Annotated in this window: 17 protein-coding genes, 1 tRNA gene and 1 pseudogene; 12 read left to right on the forward strand and 7 right to left on the reverse strand. The window is 64.5% G+C overall.

All coding sequences use genetic code 11. From position 1 onward, the window contains the following. Nucleotides 1–58: 58 nt before the first annotated feature. From IEY62_RS07745 to IEY62_RS07760, 4 genes are all read right to left on the reverse strand, one after another. A complete protein-coding gene (locus tag IEY62_RS07745) occupies nt 59–241 on the reverse strand; it encodes a hypothetical protein (protein ID WP_018779601.1) in 183 nt (60 codons plus the stop codon). Between the two features lie 40 nt (nt 242–281). Further along, nucleotides 282–1571 carry a PVV-CTERM domain-containing choice-of-anchor G protein gene (locus tag IEY62_RS07750; protein WP_189015562.1) on the reverse strand — a complete coding sequence of 430 codons (1290 nt, stop codon included), beginning with the start codon at nt 1569–1571 and terminating at the stop codon, nt 282–284. A 154-nt stretch (nt 1572–1725) separates the two neighbouring features. After that, nucleotides 1726–2151, reverse strand: a complete 426-nt coding sequence (locus IEY62_RS07755) for a hypothetical protein (protein ID WP_189015564.1) — start codon at nt 2149–2151, stop codon at nt 1726–1728. Between the two features lie 143 nt (nt 2152–2294). After that, nucleotides 2295–3149, reverse strand: coding sequence for an inositol monophosphatase family protein (locus IEY62_RS07760; protein ID WP_189015566.1), 855 nt, complete (start codon nt 3147–3149; stop codon nt 2295–2297). Nucleotides 3150–3182: 33 nt separating this feature from the next. Between IEY62_RS07760 and IEY62_RS07765 the strand changes: the two genes are divergently transcribed. The 4 genes from IEY62_RS07765 (at nt 3183) to IEY62_RS07780 (ending at nt 6642) form a co-directional block, all read left to right on the forward strand. Further along, the gene (locus IEY62_RS07765; protein WP_189015568.1) at nt 3183–3803 is read left to right on the forward strand and encodes a hypothetical protein; all 621 of its coding nucleotides are present in this window, start codon (nt 3183–3185) and stop codon (nt 3801–3803) included. Between the two features lie 177 nt (nt 3804–3980). Beyond that, complete coding sequence (locus tag IEY62_RS07770; RefSeq protein WP_189015570.1) at nt 3981–4772, forward strand: hypothetical protein; 792 nt, start codon at nt 3981–3983, stop codon at nt 4770–4772. After that, the gene (locus tag IEY62_RS07775; protein WP_189015572.1) at nt 4769–6223 is read left to right on the forward strand and encodes a PGAP1-like alpha/beta domain-containing protein; all 1455 of its coding nucleotides are present in this window, start codon (nt 4769–4771) and stop codon (nt 6221–6223) included. Before IEY62_RS07770 ends, IEY62_RS07775 begins: the two co-directional genes overlap by 4 nt. Continuing rightward, on the forward strand, nt 6220–6642 hold the full coding sequence (locus IEY62_RS07780; RefSeq protein WP_189015574.1) for a hypothetical protein: 423 nt from the start codon (nt 6220–6222) through the stop codon (nt 6640–6642). Before IEY62_RS07775 ends, IEY62_RS07780 begins: the two co-directional genes overlap by 4 nt. Before the next feature lie 54 nt (nt 6643–6696). On the opposite strand, the gene IEY62_RS07785 is transcribed toward IEY62_RS07780, so the two are convergent. Next, on the reverse strand, nt 6697–7482 hold the full coding sequence (locus tag IEY62_RS07785; protein ID WP_189015576.1) for a hypothetical protein: 786 nt from the start codon (nt 7480–7482) through the stop codon (nt 6697–6699). 108 nt (nt 7483–7590) lie between these two features. On the opposite strand from IEY62_RS07785, the gene IEY62_RS07790 reads away from it, so the two are divergent. The 3 genes from IEY62_RS07790 (at nt 7591) to IEY62_RS07800 (ending at nt 8518) form a co-directional block, all read left to right on the forward strand. Beyond that, nucleotides 7591–7663, forward strand: a tRNA-Arg gene (locus tag IEY62_RS07790). 1 nt (nt 7664) lies between these two features. After that, nucleotides 7665–8123, forward strand: coding sequence for a DUF6314 family protein (locus IEY62_RS07795; RefSeq protein ID WP_189015578.1), 459 nt, complete (start codon nt 7665–7667; stop codon nt 8121–8123). Beyond that, nucleotides 8120–8518 (forward strand): NUDIX hydrolase, encoded by a 399-nt coding sequence (locus tag IEY62_RS07800; RefSeq protein WP_189015580.1) that lies wholly within the window; start codon nt 8120–8122, stop codon nt 8516–8518. Before IEY62_RS07795 ends, IEY62_RS07800 begins: the two co-directional genes overlap by 4 nt. A 2-nt stretch (nt 8519–8520) precedes the next feature. Here the strand turns inward: IEY62_RS07800 and IEY62_RS07805 are convergent, their stop codons facing one another. Then, nucleotides 8521–10434 (reverse strand): ABC transporter ATP-binding protein, encoded by a 1914-nt coding sequence (locus tag IEY62_RS07805; RefSeq protein WP_189015582.1) that lies wholly within the window; start codon nt 10432–10434, stop codon nt 8521–8523. A gap of 3 nt (nt 10435–10437) precedes the next feature. Continuing rightward, entirely contained in the window at nt 10438–12099 is a 1662-nt protein-coding gene (locus tag IEY62_RS07810) for an ABC-F family ATP-binding cassette domain-containing protein (RefSeq protein ID WP_189015584.1), read from the reverse strand. 210 nt (nt 12100–12309) lie between these two features. Between IEY62_RS07810 and IEY62_RS07815 the strand changes: the two genes are divergently transcribed. The 5 genes and pseudogenes from IEY62_RS07815 (at nt 12310) to IEY62_RS07835 (ending at nt 16224) form a co-directional block, all read left to right on the forward strand. Beyond that, nucleotides 12310–13032 (forward strand): hypothetical protein, encoded by a 723-nt coding sequence (locus tag IEY62_RS07815; RefSeq protein WP_189015586.1) that lies wholly within the window; start codon nt 12310–12312, stop codon nt 13030–13032. Further along, nucleotides 13029–13736, forward strand: a complete 708-nt coding sequence (locus IEY62_RS07820) for a hypothetical protein (protein WP_189015588.1) — start codon at nt 13029–13031, stop codon at nt 13734–13736. Before IEY62_RS07815 ends, IEY62_RS07820 begins: the two co-directional genes overlap by 4 nt. 237 nt (nt 13737–13973) lie before the next feature. Further along, nucleotides 13974–14789: pseudogene (locus tag IEY62_RS07825) on the forward strand (amino acid ABC transporter substrate-binding protein). After that, nucleotides 14790–15449, forward strand: coding sequence for an amino acid ABC transporter permease (locus IEY62_RS07830; RefSeq protein WP_189015590.1), 660 nt, complete (start codon nt 14790–14792; stop codon nt 15447–15449). It begins immediately after the preceding pseudogene. Then, nucleotides 15436–16224, forward strand: a complete 789-nt coding sequence (locus tag IEY62_RS07835) for an amino acid ABC transporter ATP-binding protein (RefSeq protein WP_189015592.1) — start codon at nt 15436–15438, stop codon at nt 16222–16224. The genes IEY62_RS07830 and IEY62_RS07835 overlap by 14 nt, the downstream gene beginning before the upstream one ends. Nucleotides 16225–16233 lie beyond the last annotated feature (9 nt).

Genomic DNA, 16233 nt, shown 5'->3' on the forward strand with positions numbered 1-16233 from the left:
AAGGCCCGGAAAATGGGGATGGCGGGACGGCCCGGAAAGAGCCGTCCCGCCGATGGTATTACGAGTTGGGATGTGCTCCCCGCTTTGCGGCTTTGAGCCTGCTGTTTCGCAGGACCACAAAACCGGTAATCAGCAGGGCTACCCCCACCAGGATGACCCAACCAAGGGTCGGGGCTCCTGTAACAGCGAGCGTGGTACCACCGGCGGCGGTGCCGCCTGCAGTCCAGTTATTGCCGTACATTGACAGTTCTCCTTTCGCCGTTGCTTGATCGCCGGGGCGATCAGGCAGCGGCTACCGCGGTGCGGCGGCGTGAGCGGACGAACAGCCAGGTGAGCAGTGCCAGGAGGGCCACGCCACCGCTGATGGCCATGGTGTCGGCGTTGACCAGCGGGATCGCCGCTGCGTCAAGGTTGGGTCCAACAGTCGCGTTGGCCAGGTTGACAGTGGCGATGGAGCCGCCGGCGACGGCGATCTGCAGGGCGCGCTGGGTAAAGGCGCCCGACGGTGCGGTTTCCTGGACGTTGACCTTGGCCGAAACGAGGGCAGTCAGTGCGGTGCTCAAGGGAGCCACAACGCTGGTTGCAACTGCTCCGGTCACGCCGTTCAGGGTGGTGGTCAGGACTGCCAGGGCAGGTCCGGCGACGAGCTGGGCGATCGGTCCAAGCCCGTTCACGGCGGCCGTGGCGGTTGCCAGGGTGCTGCTGACGATGGAGGTCAGCTTGTTGGCAACAGCCTGGGGCAGGAACGAGATCAGGTCGGTTCCGGCCGGCAGGGAGTTCAGGTCTGCTACGCCGGCAACAGCCAGCAGGTCTGCCTCGGTGACGGAGATGGTTCCGCCGGAAACCGGGTTGGCCACCGTGACGCCCAAGGGGGTCAGGACAGCGTTGGCCGTGTTGATGGCGGTGCTGATGGTGCCTGCAACGCCGCCGATGACAGTGCCGCCGACTTCAGCCGAAACGCCGGCCAGTGAGTAGGCACCCTGGGGGGCTGCGCCCTGGTCCTTCTTGGCTGCCGCCGCGAGGGTGGCCACCTCAAGGTTGACGTTGACCAGGTCAGTGCCGCCGAGGATGGCTGCAGTGCCCAGGCTCACGCGGGCTGCCGGGATGGCAGGATCGCCGGAGGTGGGAAGGCCGCCGGGGAGGGTCACCAGACCGGGAGCGCCGCTCACGGTACCGGAGAATGCTTCCGAGGAACCATCGTTGACTGCCTTGCCGTACTGGCTGACAGCACCAACCTGGATGATGCCGTTGTTCTGGAGCAGCGGGATGTTGCCCGCGCCCACGTTGACCACGCCGAAGACGGCGCTGAGGTCCAGCGGGTTGTTGGCTTCAATGACTGCCGGGCCGCTCGGCGGCGTGCCGATCTGCTGGGCAGTTGCTGCTCCGTTGGATGCGAGGCCGGCGAAGTTTGGAAGTGCCAGGACAGAACCGTCGATGATCTGTCCGCTGCCCACCGAGATGACGTCGGTGGGTGCTGCGTTTGCGGCCGGTGCGGCCACGAGGCCGATTGCCAAGGCCGATACGGCTGTAACGCCGACGGCTGTGGGCCACAGCTTGCTCTTGCTGTTCAAGTATTTCCCCCTTGCGAACGCTGCAGGACAGGGTTGCTCTGCAGCTAAGACCGTGGGGGCAAGCGCCCCCCCGGTGCAAAATAACAAGGAGAATCAGGCCAGGTCCGTGGGGGTACCCGAAAGAGTTAACCGGCGTCCAGTTCCCTTACCGGGGTCAGTTCGGCAGTTCCAGCTGGAAGCCGCACTGGCACCGCAGCAACTTCGTCCCGACGTTTACTGCCGAAGCGTCCTCGCCGGGATCGTCGGTCGACAGTGGCGCGTAGATGCTCTTGACGTTGGAGCCCGCCAGGGACATTGGTTCGCCGCAGTGGAAGTACTCTCCGGCGAAGCGGAGCAATCCCTCCAGCGAGCGCACTTTGTTCAGGACCGCTGCCACATCACGGAACCGCGCCGTGTGCAGATAGTTGCCCTGGCAGGTGCGGCAGACGTACCCAACCTGGACCTGGAGTTCGCCGGGATGCGGCGGCAGGGACTCGATGGATTCGATGGCAACATTTTCGTTCGTTCCGCAGTGCAGGCAGCCGAGGGGCCGCGTGTTTTGCGTCAGCCGTGGAAGGCTCGGACCACCAATCCCTTGCATGGCGTCTCCTGGGGCTCGGCAGCTGACCGGTCAGCACCTGGGCAGCGGGACGATCCATTCGTCCCACTACAAGGAAATCATTACTAAGGCTACTTAGCAATACCGTTTTGGATAGCGTGCGTTTTGGATAGCGTGGTCGGCAGCTAGGCGAACTGCGGCACCGAGGTGAGCGCGGCACCCAACTCACGGACCGCCGTCGGGCTTCCGGCAACGAACCAGTTCATCCCGTTAACTTTCACGACGGCGGTGTCCCCACCGGCCGCGCGAACGATCGCCTTACCGGGCAGCCAGTCCCATTCCGGGCAACTGTGCTGGAACCAGCAACCGAGTTCACCATCGGCCACCCGGCCCAGATCACAGGAACCCGAGCCAAACATCCGCAAGGACGCGGCGGTGATGGCAGCCGCGTGCCATGGCATGGCTGTGCGCGGATCTGCGAGCCAGGTGGGGTGGATATAGGTTGCGGCGGAGATCTCAGCCACGGAGACATCGCCCGAACCGGAAATGGGTTCTCCGTTGAGCGTGGCGGGCCGGTCTTCGCCGCCCAACCAGAGCTTGTCCAGTTCCGGCTGGTAGATGGCCCCCAGCAACACCGACGGATCCACCTCCGGGCTCCCTGGATCGCCACCCTGGACGGTGTCATCACGCTTCAGAGCGATTGCCGAGCACCAGTACGTGGAGCCGTGCAGGAAGTTGTAGGTGCCGTCTACGGGGTCGATCACCCAGGTCCGTCCGCTGGTTCCGGCCACAGAGGCGCCCTCTTCGCCGAGGATGCCGTCCCCGGGCCGGCAGCGCCGCAGTTGTTCCAGGACGTAGGCCTCGGCTGCATGGTCAGCTGCGGTGACGACGTCCGAGACGGACGTTTTGCGTTCGCCCTGCAACCCGCCCATCCGCATGAGCAACGCCAGTTGCCCCGCTTCCCGGACCAGGGCGCTGGCCAACTGGTAGTCATCAAGTGAGGGATCGAGTTCAGTTGCGGTGTGCCTGCCGGTGGTCATGGATCCAGCTTAGGTGGCGGGATAATGAATGACATGGCCAAGACACCAGCGCAGCGGATCAAAAAGCACGGAGCAAAGGCAGTGGTTCCCGACCACACGCTGCCTCCCGTGATTAACACCACCACCGGGCGCACGCCGCAGAAGGCACAAAGCAACTCCAGGTTGATCGTGATTGCCGGAGTGGTGGCCAGCTTGTTCCTCTTCTGGTACCTGCACCTGTTGACCCTGAACCAGATGACGCAGCTCTCCGGCGGGCTGGCAATGCCGGATTCCATGATCGGTGGTTTCTCCCAGGACTACATCGCCCAACTCCGTGCAGCCATGGATGACCCGGCCCGCGGCCAGCTCAATTACGTCCATAAGACGGCCGGGACGTTGTTCCCGCTGATCTTCGGCTTCAGTTGGCTCCTGCTCATCGGCACCAACGTGGCGCGCAAGTCCTGGCGCTGGGCCATGTGGGCCGCTCCCCTGCTTTTTGCCGTGGCCCACTTGTGGTCGAACGTGGCCATCGACTCGGTGCTGGCAGCAGAATCGGCCGACGCCGGTTCGGTCGCCGTGGCATCGGCAGTCACCGTTGCCTCCTGGGTACTTTTCCTGGTGAGCCTCGTGTGCGGTGTGGTTGCCGTGTTCCTGGGCAGGAAGCGCGCCGCCTGAGCTGCGTCCTTCCGGACTGGGGCCGCCTGAGCCACGGCCCGCCCCCTCCCCCGCCGTGATCCCTTCCCCTCAGAGATCCGTCAGGGCACTTCTCCCCATTCCACCCCCGGGCCCGCCCCGATAGTGTTTCGCTTGCCGCCAAATGCTGGCGTGCAGTAAGTGGATTCTGGGGGATCAATGGGGGAAATTCGGGCCGGTTCCCGGCTCAACATCGTTGAAATCAGCGGCTTCGCGTGGGCAGAGACTGTCCGCAGGGCCGCCGAAGCGATGGACAGCGGCGCGGAAGCGGACTTTGCTGCCTATCAGGATTCCCTGCAGGCGCAGGTGGGTGATTCGCAGGAAACCGGGGACGAATTGCGTCGCGCCGGCATTCTCGATGCCCACGGCGTGATGTCGCCACAATGGATCCTTGCGGTTCACCTTGCTGCGTCCGCGCCCCTGAAAGCCTCCACGGTGGTGCAGTCCAACCACGCGGTCCCATCAGTGAATGAGTCTGTCCACACGGAGATCGGGCTGGCCGGAGGCCGGGGTGTCGGTATTTCCTATCGCCGCCGCATCAGCCACCAGGCGAACGGTGTGGTGGTGACGGAAGTCCGCAACGCCGTCGAGGTTTCCTTCTTCCTGGAGGAAGATGCATGGGCAGCCGTCAGCCGGCATTTTCCGGACCTCCGGCGGCTGGAGCCGTTGCCCGAAGCGACACCAGGGGAAACCGCAGCCAACGCCACCTGCACCATCCACCTTGACGTTTCAGCCAGACCGGCATTCCCGGCGGGTTCCCGCCCTTACATCAGCCGGCGGGTCTGGGCCGTCGCAGACCAGTTGTACTCAGCGGAAGCGGGGCCGGGAGGCGAAGCCGCGACGTCCCTGACGGCGGTCCCGGCCACCGACATCGCGCGCGAATTCGCGTGGTCCCTGCTGGGGGCCCGGGAATACCTTGGCAGCGCTGCCGAACGGAGCGTCAGCGCATGAGCCTTTACGGAATGGACGTCGAAGGCGGGCGACGGCTCAGCAAGGAGTTCGCCCGCAGCAGCCAACGCTTGCTGGACCTGAGCGGCAGCCTCACGCCGCTGATCGCAAACGTCGACTGGCACGGCGACGACGGGCAACGGTTCACCCACGACTGGAAGGCCTACCGGAGCCAACTTGTTGCTGCCGGGCATGCGCTCGCTGCAGCCTCACATGCCGTACAAAGGAATGTGGACGAGCAACTGGCCGCCAGCACTGCGTCGGCCGGATCCGGGGGCACGTCCACCCTTGACCGCCTTTTGGACTCGGCCGCCGGGGAGGCCGGGGACCTGTGGGATGCCTTTGGAAAGACCACCAGCGTCCTCGCCGGGACGGCCTCCGCCATGTGGAACCTCGCCCAGGACCTGGCTCCCCTCCCCGTGGGAAACCTTATGGACGCCGAGGAGAACCGCCTCACCCGGTTCGGCGACTGGGTGAACATGGGCTGGGGATGGCTGACCTCCGGCGAACCGCCGTCGATCACCCAAGTGGTGTCAAACGGGGTGCTCTTTGTGGCGGCAACATGGAACACCGCCGCCACTGTGACGAGTCTTGGTTTCCACAATCCGCACCTGTTCGATGACGGCCGCCCGGTCGCCGGGGAACCCATCCCCCTTACCGTTGGCAAACCCGGGACCGCCGATGTGAACGGCAGGGCTGTCACGCCCGTGCCGTCAACCATCAGCTCCGTCCTGGCCGCCACGGACGCCGCCTACGCCGACGCAGGAATCGCAGGCACCGAAGATACGGGCATCCGGATCACCACAGTCGACAAGCCAGGAAGTCCCCCCGCCTACATCATCAGCATCCCAGGAACCACCCGCTGGATGCCGGACGGTGCAGCAAACCCCACCGATCTCACCGGAAACCTTGAACTTGCCGGCGGAAACCTGTCCACCGCCGCCCAGGCCGTCCGCATCGCCATGGAGAAGGCGGGCATCCCCCGGGACGCGCCAGTGATGCTGTCCGGGCATTCGCAGGGCGGCATGATCGCCACGGCCTTGGCATCCGACAACAGCTTCACCGACAGGTTCAACGTCACCAACGTCGTTACGTACGGATCGCCCGTGGATTCGGCGCCCATCCCGGCGTCCATCGACGTCCTGGCCCTTCAGCACGCCGGCGACCCCGTCCCGCAGGTGGACCTGGCGGATGCCACCTTGCTTCCGGGCGGCAGCATCACCACGAGCCGGGACAACAACGCCACGGTAGTGACGCTGCCCAATCCGGACATCGACCCGGGATTTGCAGGCATCAGCTACCACGACTCCTACCGCTACGTTGATTCGGTAGCCCAGCAGGAGGCGGGTGGTCCCATCGCCCAGTACAGTCAAAAGGAATCCACCCAGCAGTTCCTGACAAGCGACGCCGGCCAGGTGTCCTCAACCGTGTCCAACATCTCCCGAAAGCAGTGACCTTGAAGAAACGTCGCACGCCCGTACCGGCCCTGATCATCATGATGCTGATTCTGGGCATCACGGCGTGCGGCGTGGGCGGTCCGTCCAAGGCCGAGCGGCTCGGCAAGGACATGCAGGACGCTGCGGCGTCCGTGCCGGGAGTAAAAAACGCCCAGGTCAACGTGAACATGAATACGTCCGGAAACTTCATCACCGCCAAGCTCACAGGAACCGGCTCCGATCACGCCACGCTTGCAGAGGCCTTGGAAGCGGCTCTTCCGGCGATGCTGGAGAAGACCAAGGACCTGGACTCCGGATCCTTCTCGGTCAGTATCTTTTCACCCGACGACTCGGTTTCGGTGGGTGCTGGTGATCTCGGCTACGCAGGAGGGACTTCGCTGGTGGACTTCCGCGAGTACTTTCTCAACCGGCCCTAAGACTCAACCGGCCCTGAGACTCAACCGGCCCTGAGACTTAACCGGCCCTAAGACTCAACCGGCCCTGAGCGCCTTCCGTTCCGTGCGCACCCGCTGTGCGATCACCAAGCCCGCTGTTGCCAGGCCAATAGTCACCGGATAACCCATCAGCCGCTCCAGGGTCCCAGGCTGGGGGACTTCCATGCGAGTGATCCCACCGACCACGAGCGCCCCCAGGCAAACCACCGCACATGCTGCGAGAAACCAACTGACCGGTGTCTGCCGGAACCAAAGTACTGCCAGCAGGAGCAAAGCGAACCCGCCGCCGATGAAGAACATGAGGGCCCCCGCAAAGTGCCACGGTGAACCCACGTCTTCGGGTACCAATCCCACAACCACCGTGCCGACACCCGCAACGCCCGTCAGGATCCGGATGGCGACCGCCATGATCCATGGCACCGCCAACACACGGATTGGAGTGGAGTCCTCCTGCGTTGCCCGGAAACGCCTGGCCTGGACGTCCGGCCTCGCCGCGACGCACAGCAGCCCTGAAGTGAGGAGGAGCGCACCCAGGACCAGCGCGAGTCCCTGGAGCACGAAAGAGGCATTCATCAGCCAGTGCAAGGGCGAACAGACAGCCCGGTCCTCATACAGTCCGCAGGAAACAGCGCCCAGGTCGCTGATGAATCCTGTGGCCCTGCTGTAGGGCTCCGGACCGGCCCAGGCCTCGATCACAGCGGCCTCGGCCACGAAGTACTGGACGACGCTCAGGTGCGCCCACCCGCCAATATTTGCCCTGATGCTGCGGACATCCGGAAGGAACCATCCTGCCGGTGCCGACGCCGTTGCATGCCCGTTCATGGTGGCCAGCCTAACTGTGTTCGGGCATCGCCCCGGCAGCTTGTATGCTTGTAGTCGTGTCCGGGCCCTTGAGCTCCAGCAGTGGGATTCCGAGCCATGGACACACAGGCCCTCGTAGCTCAGTGGATAGAGCACGGCTCTCCTAAAGCCGGTGTCGTTGGTTCGATTCCAATCGAGGGCACTTGAAGCACCAGCAGCCCATCCAGGACTTGCGGGCCTACCTGGCCGGCAGCTGGAGTGTGGAGCGGACCCTCCTGGACAGGGCCTCCGGCACCCGCGGAACCTTCACCGGCGTCGTGCGTTACAGCCGGAACCCCGACGGCGGCCTGGACTACCGCGAAGACGGCACCATGCACTGGCCCACCCACACAGGCCCCGCTTTCCGCGAATACGTCCTCACACCCGGCACGGCGCCGGACTCCATGGACGTGTCCTTCCCCGACGGCAGGCCGTTCCACGTCATGGGATTCTCCGAGCTGGGGCATCAGGACAAGCACTGGTGCGACCCCGATGATTACCAGGTCAACTACAGCTACGACGGGCCGGATTCGTTCAGCTTCACCTGGGACGTCAAAGGCCCCGCCAAGGACTTGTTGCTCGAATCACACCTGGTCCGCATCCACGCCGGGAGGCACGAATGACAACAACTGACCTCATCGTGGTCAGCGCCGTCTGCGTCTACAACAGCGAAGGGCAGCTGCTGACGGTCCGCAAGCGCGGCACGGACAAGTTCATGCACCCCGGAGGCAAACCCGAACCCGGCGAAACCGCGGCCCAGGCCGCAGCCCGGGAACTGTCCGAGGAAGTCGGCATCGAGGTCTCGCCGGAGCAGCTGGAACCCCTGGGTGTCTGGCTCGCAGTGGCTGCGAACGAGGCCGCCACGAACATCGAAGCCACCGTCTTCACAGCCCCCGGAACCTGGGAAGCGCACCCCTCGGCCGAGATCGCTGAGATCCGCTGGCTGGACCTCTCAGCACCCCTGCCCACGGACCTGGCGCCGCTGCTGACGGACCACGTCCTTCCGGCGCTCAAGTAGCGCTACAGCTCCGGGACGGCTTCCTGCGCCACAGCCGTGGCCTCCGCAAACTGCGTCTGGTACAGCTCGGCATAGCGGCCGTCCGCTGCCAGCAGCTCGGTATGCGTGCCACGCTCCACGATCCTGCCATCCTCCACCACCAGGATCGCGTCGGCGGCACGGATGGTGGACAAGCGGTGGGCAATCACGACGGCGGTACGCCCCTCGAGCGCCTCACCAAGGGCCGCCTGCACGGCGGCTTCGTTGGTGGAGTCCAACGCAGCCGTAGCTTCGTCCAGAATCACCACGCGCGGCTGCTTGATGAGCAGACGCGCGATGGTAAGGCGTTGGCGCTCGCCGCCGGAGAGCCGGTAGCCGCGCTCCCCCACCACTGTCTCCAGGCCATCGGGCAGGGAGCGGATCATCGGCTCCAGGCGGGCGCGCCGGAGAACGTCCCACATGTCGTCCTCGGTAGCGCCCGGCCGTGCCAGACGCAGGTTGGAGGCAATGGTTTCGTGGAACAGGTGGCCGTCCTGGGTCACCATGCCCAGGGTGTCGCGCAGCGAGTCGAAGGTGATGTCGCGGACATCGGAACCTGTCCGGGGTCCGGCACCACCGAGGCGGACAGCCCCGGAATCGACGTCGTACAAACGGGAAAGCAACTGCGCGATGGTCGACTTGCCGGCACCGGAGGAACCCACCAGCGCCACAGTCTGGCCCGCTTCAACCCGGAAGCTGACCCCGTGCAGGACTTCCTCCCCGCCGCGGGTGTCCAGCGTGGACACTTCCTCCAAGGATGCCAGGGACACCTTGTCCGCTGAGGGGTAGGAGAAGCGGACGTCATCAAATTCCACCGCTACAGGACCGGGAGCAACCTCAATGGCATCCGGCTTCTCGGTGATGAGCGGCTTGAGGTCCAGGATCTCGAAGACCCGCTCAAAGCTGACCAGGGCGCTCATGATTTCCACCCGGGCGTTGGACAGTGCGGTCAGTGGCGCGTAGAGGCGGGTCAGCAGGAGTGCCAGGACCACCACATCGCCCGGGGCCAGCTGGCCGCTGAGAGCCAACCAACCGCCCAGCCCGTAGACGAGGGCCAGTGCCAACGCCGAGACCAGGGTCAGGGCGGTGACGAAGGTGAACTGGAGCATTGCGGTGCGGATGCCGATGTCCCGTACCCGTCCTGCCCGGTCGGCAAATTCGCGCGATTCCTCGTCCGGGCGGCCGAACAGCTTCACCAACGTGGCACCGGGCGCCGAGAAGCGCTCCGTCATCTGCGTGCCCATGGCGGCGTTGTGGGCGGCGGCTTCGCGGCGGAGGTCGGCCAGTTTGGAGCCCATGCGCCGCGCGGGGATCAGGAAGATCGGCAGCAGCACCATGGCAAGCACCGTCACCAGCCAGGAGGTATTGAGCATCACGGCGAGGGTCAACGCCAGGGCCACCACGTTGCTGACCACACCGGACAAGGTGCCGGCAAAGGCGGACTGGGCACCGATGACGTCATTGTTCAAGCGGCTCACCAAGGCGCCGGTCCGGGTCCGGGTGAAGAAGGCAATGGGCATGCGCTGCACATGGTCGAACACCCGCGTGCGCAGGTCAACGATGACGCCCTCACCAATGATCGACGACAACCAGCGCGTCAGCAGTCCCACTCCGGCCTCGCCGACAGCCACAATGGCGATCAGGACGGCCAGCCAGATGACCGTTCCCACGCCGGCGTTCGCGATGATCGCGTCCACCACTTGTCCGGCCAGCACCGGGGTGGCCACGGCCAGGAAAGCGCCGGCAATGGAGGCTATGACGAAGGCAATCAGCTTCCCTTTGTGAGGGGCAGCGAAGGCAAGGACCCGTTTGAGGGTTTCCTTGGAGAACGGCTTGGAGCCGCTCTTGGCAGTGGTGATGTTGTACAGCGAGCTCCAGGCCACGCGGTCCATGCTCATGGGTTACTTCTCCTGGCTTGGGGTGTGGTGGAGTTCCCGGACTTGTCCGTTGTCCAGGTGCCACCGCGAATCGAGACGGACGTTTTCCAGCAGCCGGCGGTCGTGGGTCACCAGCAGCAGCGCACCGTCATAGCTCTCCAAGGCCTCTTCCAGCTGTTCGATCGCCGGAAGGTCCAGATGGTTGGTGGGCTCGTCCAGGACCAGCAGGTTCACTCCGCGGGCCTGCAGCAAGGCGAGCGCAGCCCGGGTCCGTTCTCCCGGTGACAAGGAGTCCACGGTGCGTGCGGTGTGGTCTGCTTTGAGCCCGAACTTGGCCAGGAGGGTGCGGACGTCGGCGCTGCTCCAGTCCACGAGGACGGCTTCCACCGCGTCGCTGAGCGGCTGCCCGCCGTCGAGCAGTCCACGCGCCTGGTCGATTTCGCCGATGGCGACGGACGCACCCATGGAGGCCTCGCCGTCGTCGGGTTGTTGCGTCCCCAGCAGCAGGCGCAACAGGGTGGACTTGCCGGCGCCGTTCGGACCCGTGATGCCGATCCGCTCGCCGCCGTTAAGTTGGAGGTTCACCGGCCCCAGCGTGAAGTCGCCCTGGCGCGCGACGACGTCACGCAAGGTCGCGACGACGGCACTTGAGCGGGGTGCCTGGCCGATGCTGAACTGCAGCTGCCACTCCTTGCGGGGCTCCTCCACCTCAGTGAGCCGGGCAATGCGGGACTCCATCTGGCGGACCTTCTGCGCCTGCTTCTCTGAGGATTCGACGCTGGCGGCCCGGCGGATCTTGTCGTTGTCCGGGTTCTTTTTCATGGCGTTCCGGACACCCTGGGAGCTCCACTCCCGTTGGGTGCGCGCGCGGGAAACGAGGTCCGCTTTGGTGTTGGCGAACTCCTCGTAGCGCTCCCGGGCGTGGCGTTTGGCCACGGCACGTTCCTCGAGGAAGGCTTCGTAGCCGCCGTCGTAGACTGCTACCGAGTTCTGGGCCAGGTCCAACTCCACCACGGTGGTGACGCAGCGGGCCAGGAATTCGCGGTCGTGGGAGACCAGGACCGCTCCGCCGCGCAATCCCTGGACGAAGGCTTCGAGGCGCGCCAGCCCGTCCAGGTCCAGGTCATTGGTGGGTTCGTCCAGGAGTACCACGTCGAAGCGGCTCAGCAGCAGCGCGGCCAATGCCACGCGGGCAGCCTGCCCGCCGGAAAGGCCGGTCATCATTGCCTCGCTGCCAACCTCCAGCCCAAGGTCGGCCAGAACGGCGGGGATGCGGTCTTCGAGGTCTGCCGCGCCGGAAGCCATCCAGCGGTCGAAGGCAAGGGAGTACGCGTCGTCGGCGCCCGGAGCCCCGGAGCCAAGGGCCTCGGCGGTGGATTCCATCTCGGTTGTGGCTTGCGCGCAACCGGTGCGGCGAGCGATGTAGCCTGCGATGGTCTCCCCTTCCGTGCGCTCGTGTTCCTGCGGCAGCCAACCCACGAACGCATCGGACGGCGCCAGGCTGAGGCTGCCTTCCTGCGGCTGGTCGACGCCTGCCAGGATGCGGAGCAGCGTTGACTTTCCGGCGCCGTTGGCACCCACTACGCCCACCACATCGCCGGGCGCCACAGTGAGGGACAGCTTGGAAAAAAGTGTGCGGTGGCCATGCCCACCGGCCAGTTCCTTGGCCACCAAGGTTGCAGTCATTTGTCTATCCTCCAGCAAGGAAACGCAGATCATCAGGCCGCGATTTCCGCGGGCATGGAAAAACCCGCTGGTCCGGACTTGGGGGGTGTACGGACCAGCGGGTTCAATCATCAAGCATAATTCAATGTGGCGTCGGCGTAAAATCGATCTGTACTCCCACTTACCGCAAATTTGTTGGTTTGCCGCGCCCCACATCACAGAGAGTTCCACATGCCCTTACCGTCCAAGGCGTTCCAGCGCTGGCTTCATGGCGTTGCGCCCGATGCCAGCACGGCGGACGTCTGCAGGATCGCCGGCATCAAACGGACAACTTTGGCCCAGCAGCTGGTCCGCGGCAAGGTGGCCGAGCCCACGCTGGTGAGCATCAGCCGGGGTTTCAACATCAACCCTGTGCAGGCCCTGGCCACTTTTGACCTTTACTCCGATCTCCGCGGCGAGCCCGTTCCGCCCACGGGCTGCGAACTGGTGAGCCAGGTTGCCACGATCGATCTTCTGCGCGCGGTGGTGGAGCGCAGCGAGCCCGGCTCCGCGCCGGTGGCCCGCCTTTCGGAACCACCGCACCCTACGTCGGTGCGCAACTGGGTGGACGCGATCGACGACGGCGAGTTGCGGCACCGGGTCAGCGACACCACCGGCATCGCGCCGCAGAATTTCTCCGCCCATCTGACAGCCAACAGGCTTCCGCCGGAGCTGGCGATTGCCACCTCGCGTGCAGCCGGGGTCGGACCGGCAGGAGGGTTGGTGGCCGGAGGACTGATTACGGAAGCCGAAGCCGGCTGGCCACCCACTGCACGCCGGGAGGCTCTGGACAGGATGTCCCAAAGTGAGCTGGTGACACTTGCCGGTGAGAGGCTGTTGGCTTTGGGAAAGACCCTTCGCCGCCAGGAACAAGACCACGAACGAACTGAACGAATTTGGGAGAACCTCGGATGACGGCTGTCCTGCCCTGGGTCACGCTGGTAGTTTGCCTGGCGATTACGGTCGCACGGATTCCAAGCGCGTTGCGCGGGGAGAACAGGGTGGTCTTCTACATCTTTTCGTTGATCTCCTTGAGCATCTTCATCAGCATCGAGGCTCCCTACCTGGTGATCGACGGCTGGCTTGGCGGAATGAACATCGGGAACCTGATCCTGCGCTTCCTCCTGTATGCCACGTTCTTCTTCATGGGAATCAAGATCGCCACCGCGTTCGGTTCCCAATCAGCAGTGCGGGCCATCCGCGGGCCCGTTGGCATCACCGTTGCCGCAATCGTGGGGGTGCTGACAATCTACTTCTTCCTCATCACCGACACCCGGGGTTCGTCGGCGGGTATGAGCGGGCTGGTCTGGGGCCCGTCCCTGGAGGCTTACGCGTTCATGGGCCGCTTCTACCCGGGATTCGTTGCCGCCTGCCTGGTGCCTGCCATCTGGCGCACGGTAGCGAGCCAGGCCCCTGTACTGCTCCGCGTCGCTTCGGGCCTGCTTTTGCTGGGGCTTTCATTGCTTTTGTTGTCGCAGCTGTTCCCGCTGATCCCCTTTTCGGAGGCTTGGCTGCGGGTGCTGATCAACTACTCCGCAGCCATGTTCACGTGCATCGGATTGGCCGGAATCTGGTTCTCGAAAGCCGTTGCGCGTCGAAAACGGCGTCTCTCAACGTAAGACTTTCACAAAACCATTAGATCGTGGCACAATCATGAATGTGTGAACGCGGCTGCAGCCTGACACCGGAATCAGAGAACGGGTTTCCGGTGGATGTGGCGCCCACGGGATCACAATTGGGGGGATGAGTGGTGGCGGGCTGTTGGGGACCGCCCCCACTCAGCCTTTTTAACGCACCTTTACCCGGCACTGGTGTCCACCGCCGTGCCCTAACCCTCCGGTGACTAAGATGGCTCCATGAACAGCCTCCGCACCCGACGGTCCATCCTTGCCGCAACCTTGGCTTCCGCTGCCCTCGCCCTTTCCGCCTGCGGTGGCGGATCAGCCCCGGCCCAGTCCGGCGGGGACACCTCCCTCTCCGACGTAAAGTCCAAGGGTGAACTGGTGATTGCCACCGAGGGCACCTACCGCCCGTTCAGCTTCCACGCTGAGGGAGCCGGCGACCTCACCGGATTCGACGTCGAGATTGCCAAGGCCGTAGCCGAAAAGCTCGGCGTCAAAGCGTCCTTCCAGGAGACCCAGTTCGACGGCATCTTCGCTGGCCTGGACTCCAAGCGTTTCGACACCATCGCCAACCAGATCTCCATCAACGATGACCGCAAGGCCAAGTACGAGTTCTCCGCCCCGTACACCATTTCCACCGGCGTAGTGGTCACCAAGTCTGACAACTCCAGCATCAACAGCTTCGCCGACCTCAAGGGCAAGACCACGGCCCAGTCCCTCACCAGCAACTTCTACAAGATGGCCGTGGAAGCCGGAGCCAATGTCTAGGCCGTCGAGGGATGGGCCCAGTCCGCCACCCTGGTCCAGCAGGGACGCGTGGATGCCACTGTGAACGACAAACTCACCTACCTGGACTACGCCAAAACAACTCCGGACTCCGGCTTGAAAGTAGCAGCGGAAGCACCGGACAAGACCGAGAGCGCCTTCGTCTTCCGCAAGGGATCCAGCGAGCTCACCAAGGCCGTGGACAAGGCTTTGGAAGACCTCCGTGCGGACGGAACCCTGGCGAAGATTTCGGACAAGTACTTCGGCGCGGACGTCACCAAATAGATGAACTGGGACCTCATCTGGAGTTCCTTCGGACCGCTCATCACCGGCGCCGTGACAGGGACCATCCCCCTGACTCTGGCTTCCTTCGCCCTTGGATTGCTGCTGGCCTTGGTGGTGGCCCTGCTGCGGTTGAGCCCCAACCGGGTCCTGTCCGGCATCGGCCGGTTCTACGTTTCGGTTATCCGCGGCACTCCCCTGCTGGTGCAGCTGTTCGTGATCTTCTTCGGCCTGCCCAGCATCGGGGTACGGCTTGACCCGTGGCCCAGTGCCATCATTGCGTTCTCGTTGAACGTGGGCGGCTACGCCGCGGAGATCATCCGCGCCGCCATCCTTTCCGTGCCCAAGGGCCAATGGGAAGCCGGCCACACCATCGGCATGTCCAACCGGCAGACGCTGGTGCGGATCATTCTGCCGCAGGCTGCCCGGGTCTCGGTTCCCCCGTTGTCCAACACCTTCATCTCCCTGGTGAAGGACACGTCCCTCGCATCACTGATCCTGGTCACCGAACTGTTCCGGAACGCCCAGCAGATCGCCGCTTTCAGCCAGGAGTTCATGGCCCTGTACCTGCAGGCAGCCCTGGTCTACTGGGTGATCTGCCTGGTTCTTTCCACGGCGCAGTCCGCTGTGGAAAGAAGATTGGACCGCTATGTCGCCCACTGATCCGTCAACCATGGTCCTGGAGGCGAGGAATCTCGCCAAGGCCTTCGGCAGCAACACAGTATTGCGGGACATCGATATCACCATCCGCCGCGGCCAGGTGGTGGCCCTGATCGGGCCCTCCGGCTCCGGCAAAACCACGGTCCTGCGTTCGCTCAACGGACTGGAAGTTCCCGACGCCGGCACGGTCACCTTCGGCAGTGGCGATGCCTCGAGCGGGCTGGCCATTGATTTCGGGGCCAAGGTTGGCAAGAAGGAGATCGCAGCGCTCCGGGACCGCAGCGCCATGGTCTTCCAGCACTACAACCTGTTCCCGCATATGACGGTGCTCAAGAACATCATTGAGGGGCCCGTGCAGGTACAGAAGCGCCCCAGGGCCGAAGCCATAGCGGAGGCCGAGCGCCTACTGGAACGCGTGGGCCTGGCCGACAAACGCGATGCTTATCCATTCGAGCTTTCCGGCGGCCAGCAGCAACGTGTTGGCATCGTCCGGGCTCTCGCTCTCAAGCCGCAGCTCCTTCTGTTCGATGAGCCCACGTCGGCCTTGGACCCGGAGCTCGTGGGTGATGTCCTGGGCGTCATCAAGGAGCTGGCCGAGGAAGGCTGGACCATGGTAATCGTGACGCACGAGCTTGCCTTCGCCCAGCACGTTGCGGATGAGGTGATCTTCATGGACGGCGGCGTCGTGGTGGAACGTGGCCCGGCCGCTGAGGTGCTGCGCGCACCCCGGCAGGAACGCACCAAGCTCTTCGTGAAGCGGCTCCAGCACGACGTTTAGCCTTTATCA

This window comes from Paenarthrobacter histidinolovorans (assembly GCF_014647595.1).
GTDB classification, from domain to species: Bacteria; Actinomycetota; Actinomycetes; order Actinomycetales; family Micrococcaceae; genus Arthrobacter; species Arthrobacter histidinolovorans.

What these genes read in the sequence shown, in the direction of transcription:
- IEY62_RS07745 (WP_018779601.1), bottom strand. Translation starts at nt 241, where the DNA reads ATGTACGGCAATAACTGGACTGCAGGCGGCACCGCCGCCGGTGGTACC.
- IEY62_RS07755 (WP_189015564.1), bottom strand. Translation starts at nt 2,151, where the DNA reads ATGCAAGGGATTGGTGGTCCGAGCCTTCCACGGCTGACGCAAAACACG.
- IEY62_RS07760 (WP_189015566.1), bottom strand. Translation starts at nt 3,149, where the DNA reads ATGACCACCGGCAGGCACACCGCAACTGAACTCGATCCCTCACTTGAT.
- IEY62_RS07765 (WP_189015568.1), top strand. Translation starts at nt 3,183, where the DNA reads ATGGCCAAGACACCAGCGCAGCGGATCAAAAAGCACGGAGCAAAGGCA.
- IEY62_RS07770 (WP_189015570.1), top strand. Translation starts at nt 3,981, where the DNA reads ATGGGGGAAATTCGGGCCGGTTCCCGGCTCAACATCGTTGAAATCAGC.
- IEY62_RS07775 (WP_189015572.1), top strand. Translation starts at nt 4,769, where the DNA reads ATGAGCCTTTACGGAATGGACGTCGAAGGCGGGCGACGGCTCAGCAAG.
- IEY62_RS07785 (WP_189015576.1), bottom strand. Translation starts at nt 7,482, where the DNA reads ATGAACGGGCATGCAACGGCGTCGGCACCGGCAGGATGGTTCCTTCCG.
- IEY62_RS07800 (WP_189015580.1), top strand. Translation starts at nt 8,120, where the DNA reads ATGACAACAACTGACCTCATCGTGGTCAGCGCCGTCTGCGTCTACAAC.
- IEY62_RS07805 (WP_189015582.1), bottom strand. Translation starts at nt 10,434, where the DNA reads ATGAGCATGGACCGCGTGGCCTGGAGCTCGCTGTACAACATCACCACT.
- IEY62_RS07810 (WP_189015584.1), bottom strand. Translation starts at nt 12,099, where the DNA reads ATGACTGCAACCTTGGTGGCCAAGGAACTGGCCGGTGGGCATGGCCAC.
- IEY62_RS07815 (WP_189015586.1), top strand. Translation starts at nt 12,310, where the DNA reads ATGCCCTTACCGTCCAAGGCGTTCCAGCGCTGGCTTCATGGCGTTGCG.
- IEY62_RS07820 (WP_189015588.1), top strand. Translation starts at nt 13,029, where the DNA reads ATGACGGCTGTCCTGCCCTGGGTCACGCTGGTAGTTTGCCTGGCGATT.
- IEY62_RS07830 (WP_189015590.1), top strand. Translation starts at nt 14,790, where the DNA reads ATGAACTGGGACCTCATCTGGAGTTCCTTCGGACCGCTCATCACCGGC.
- IEY62_RS07835 (WP_189015592.1), top strand. Translation starts at nt 15,436, where the DNA reads ATGTCGCCCACTGATCCGTCAACCATGGTCCTGGAGGCGAGGAATCTC.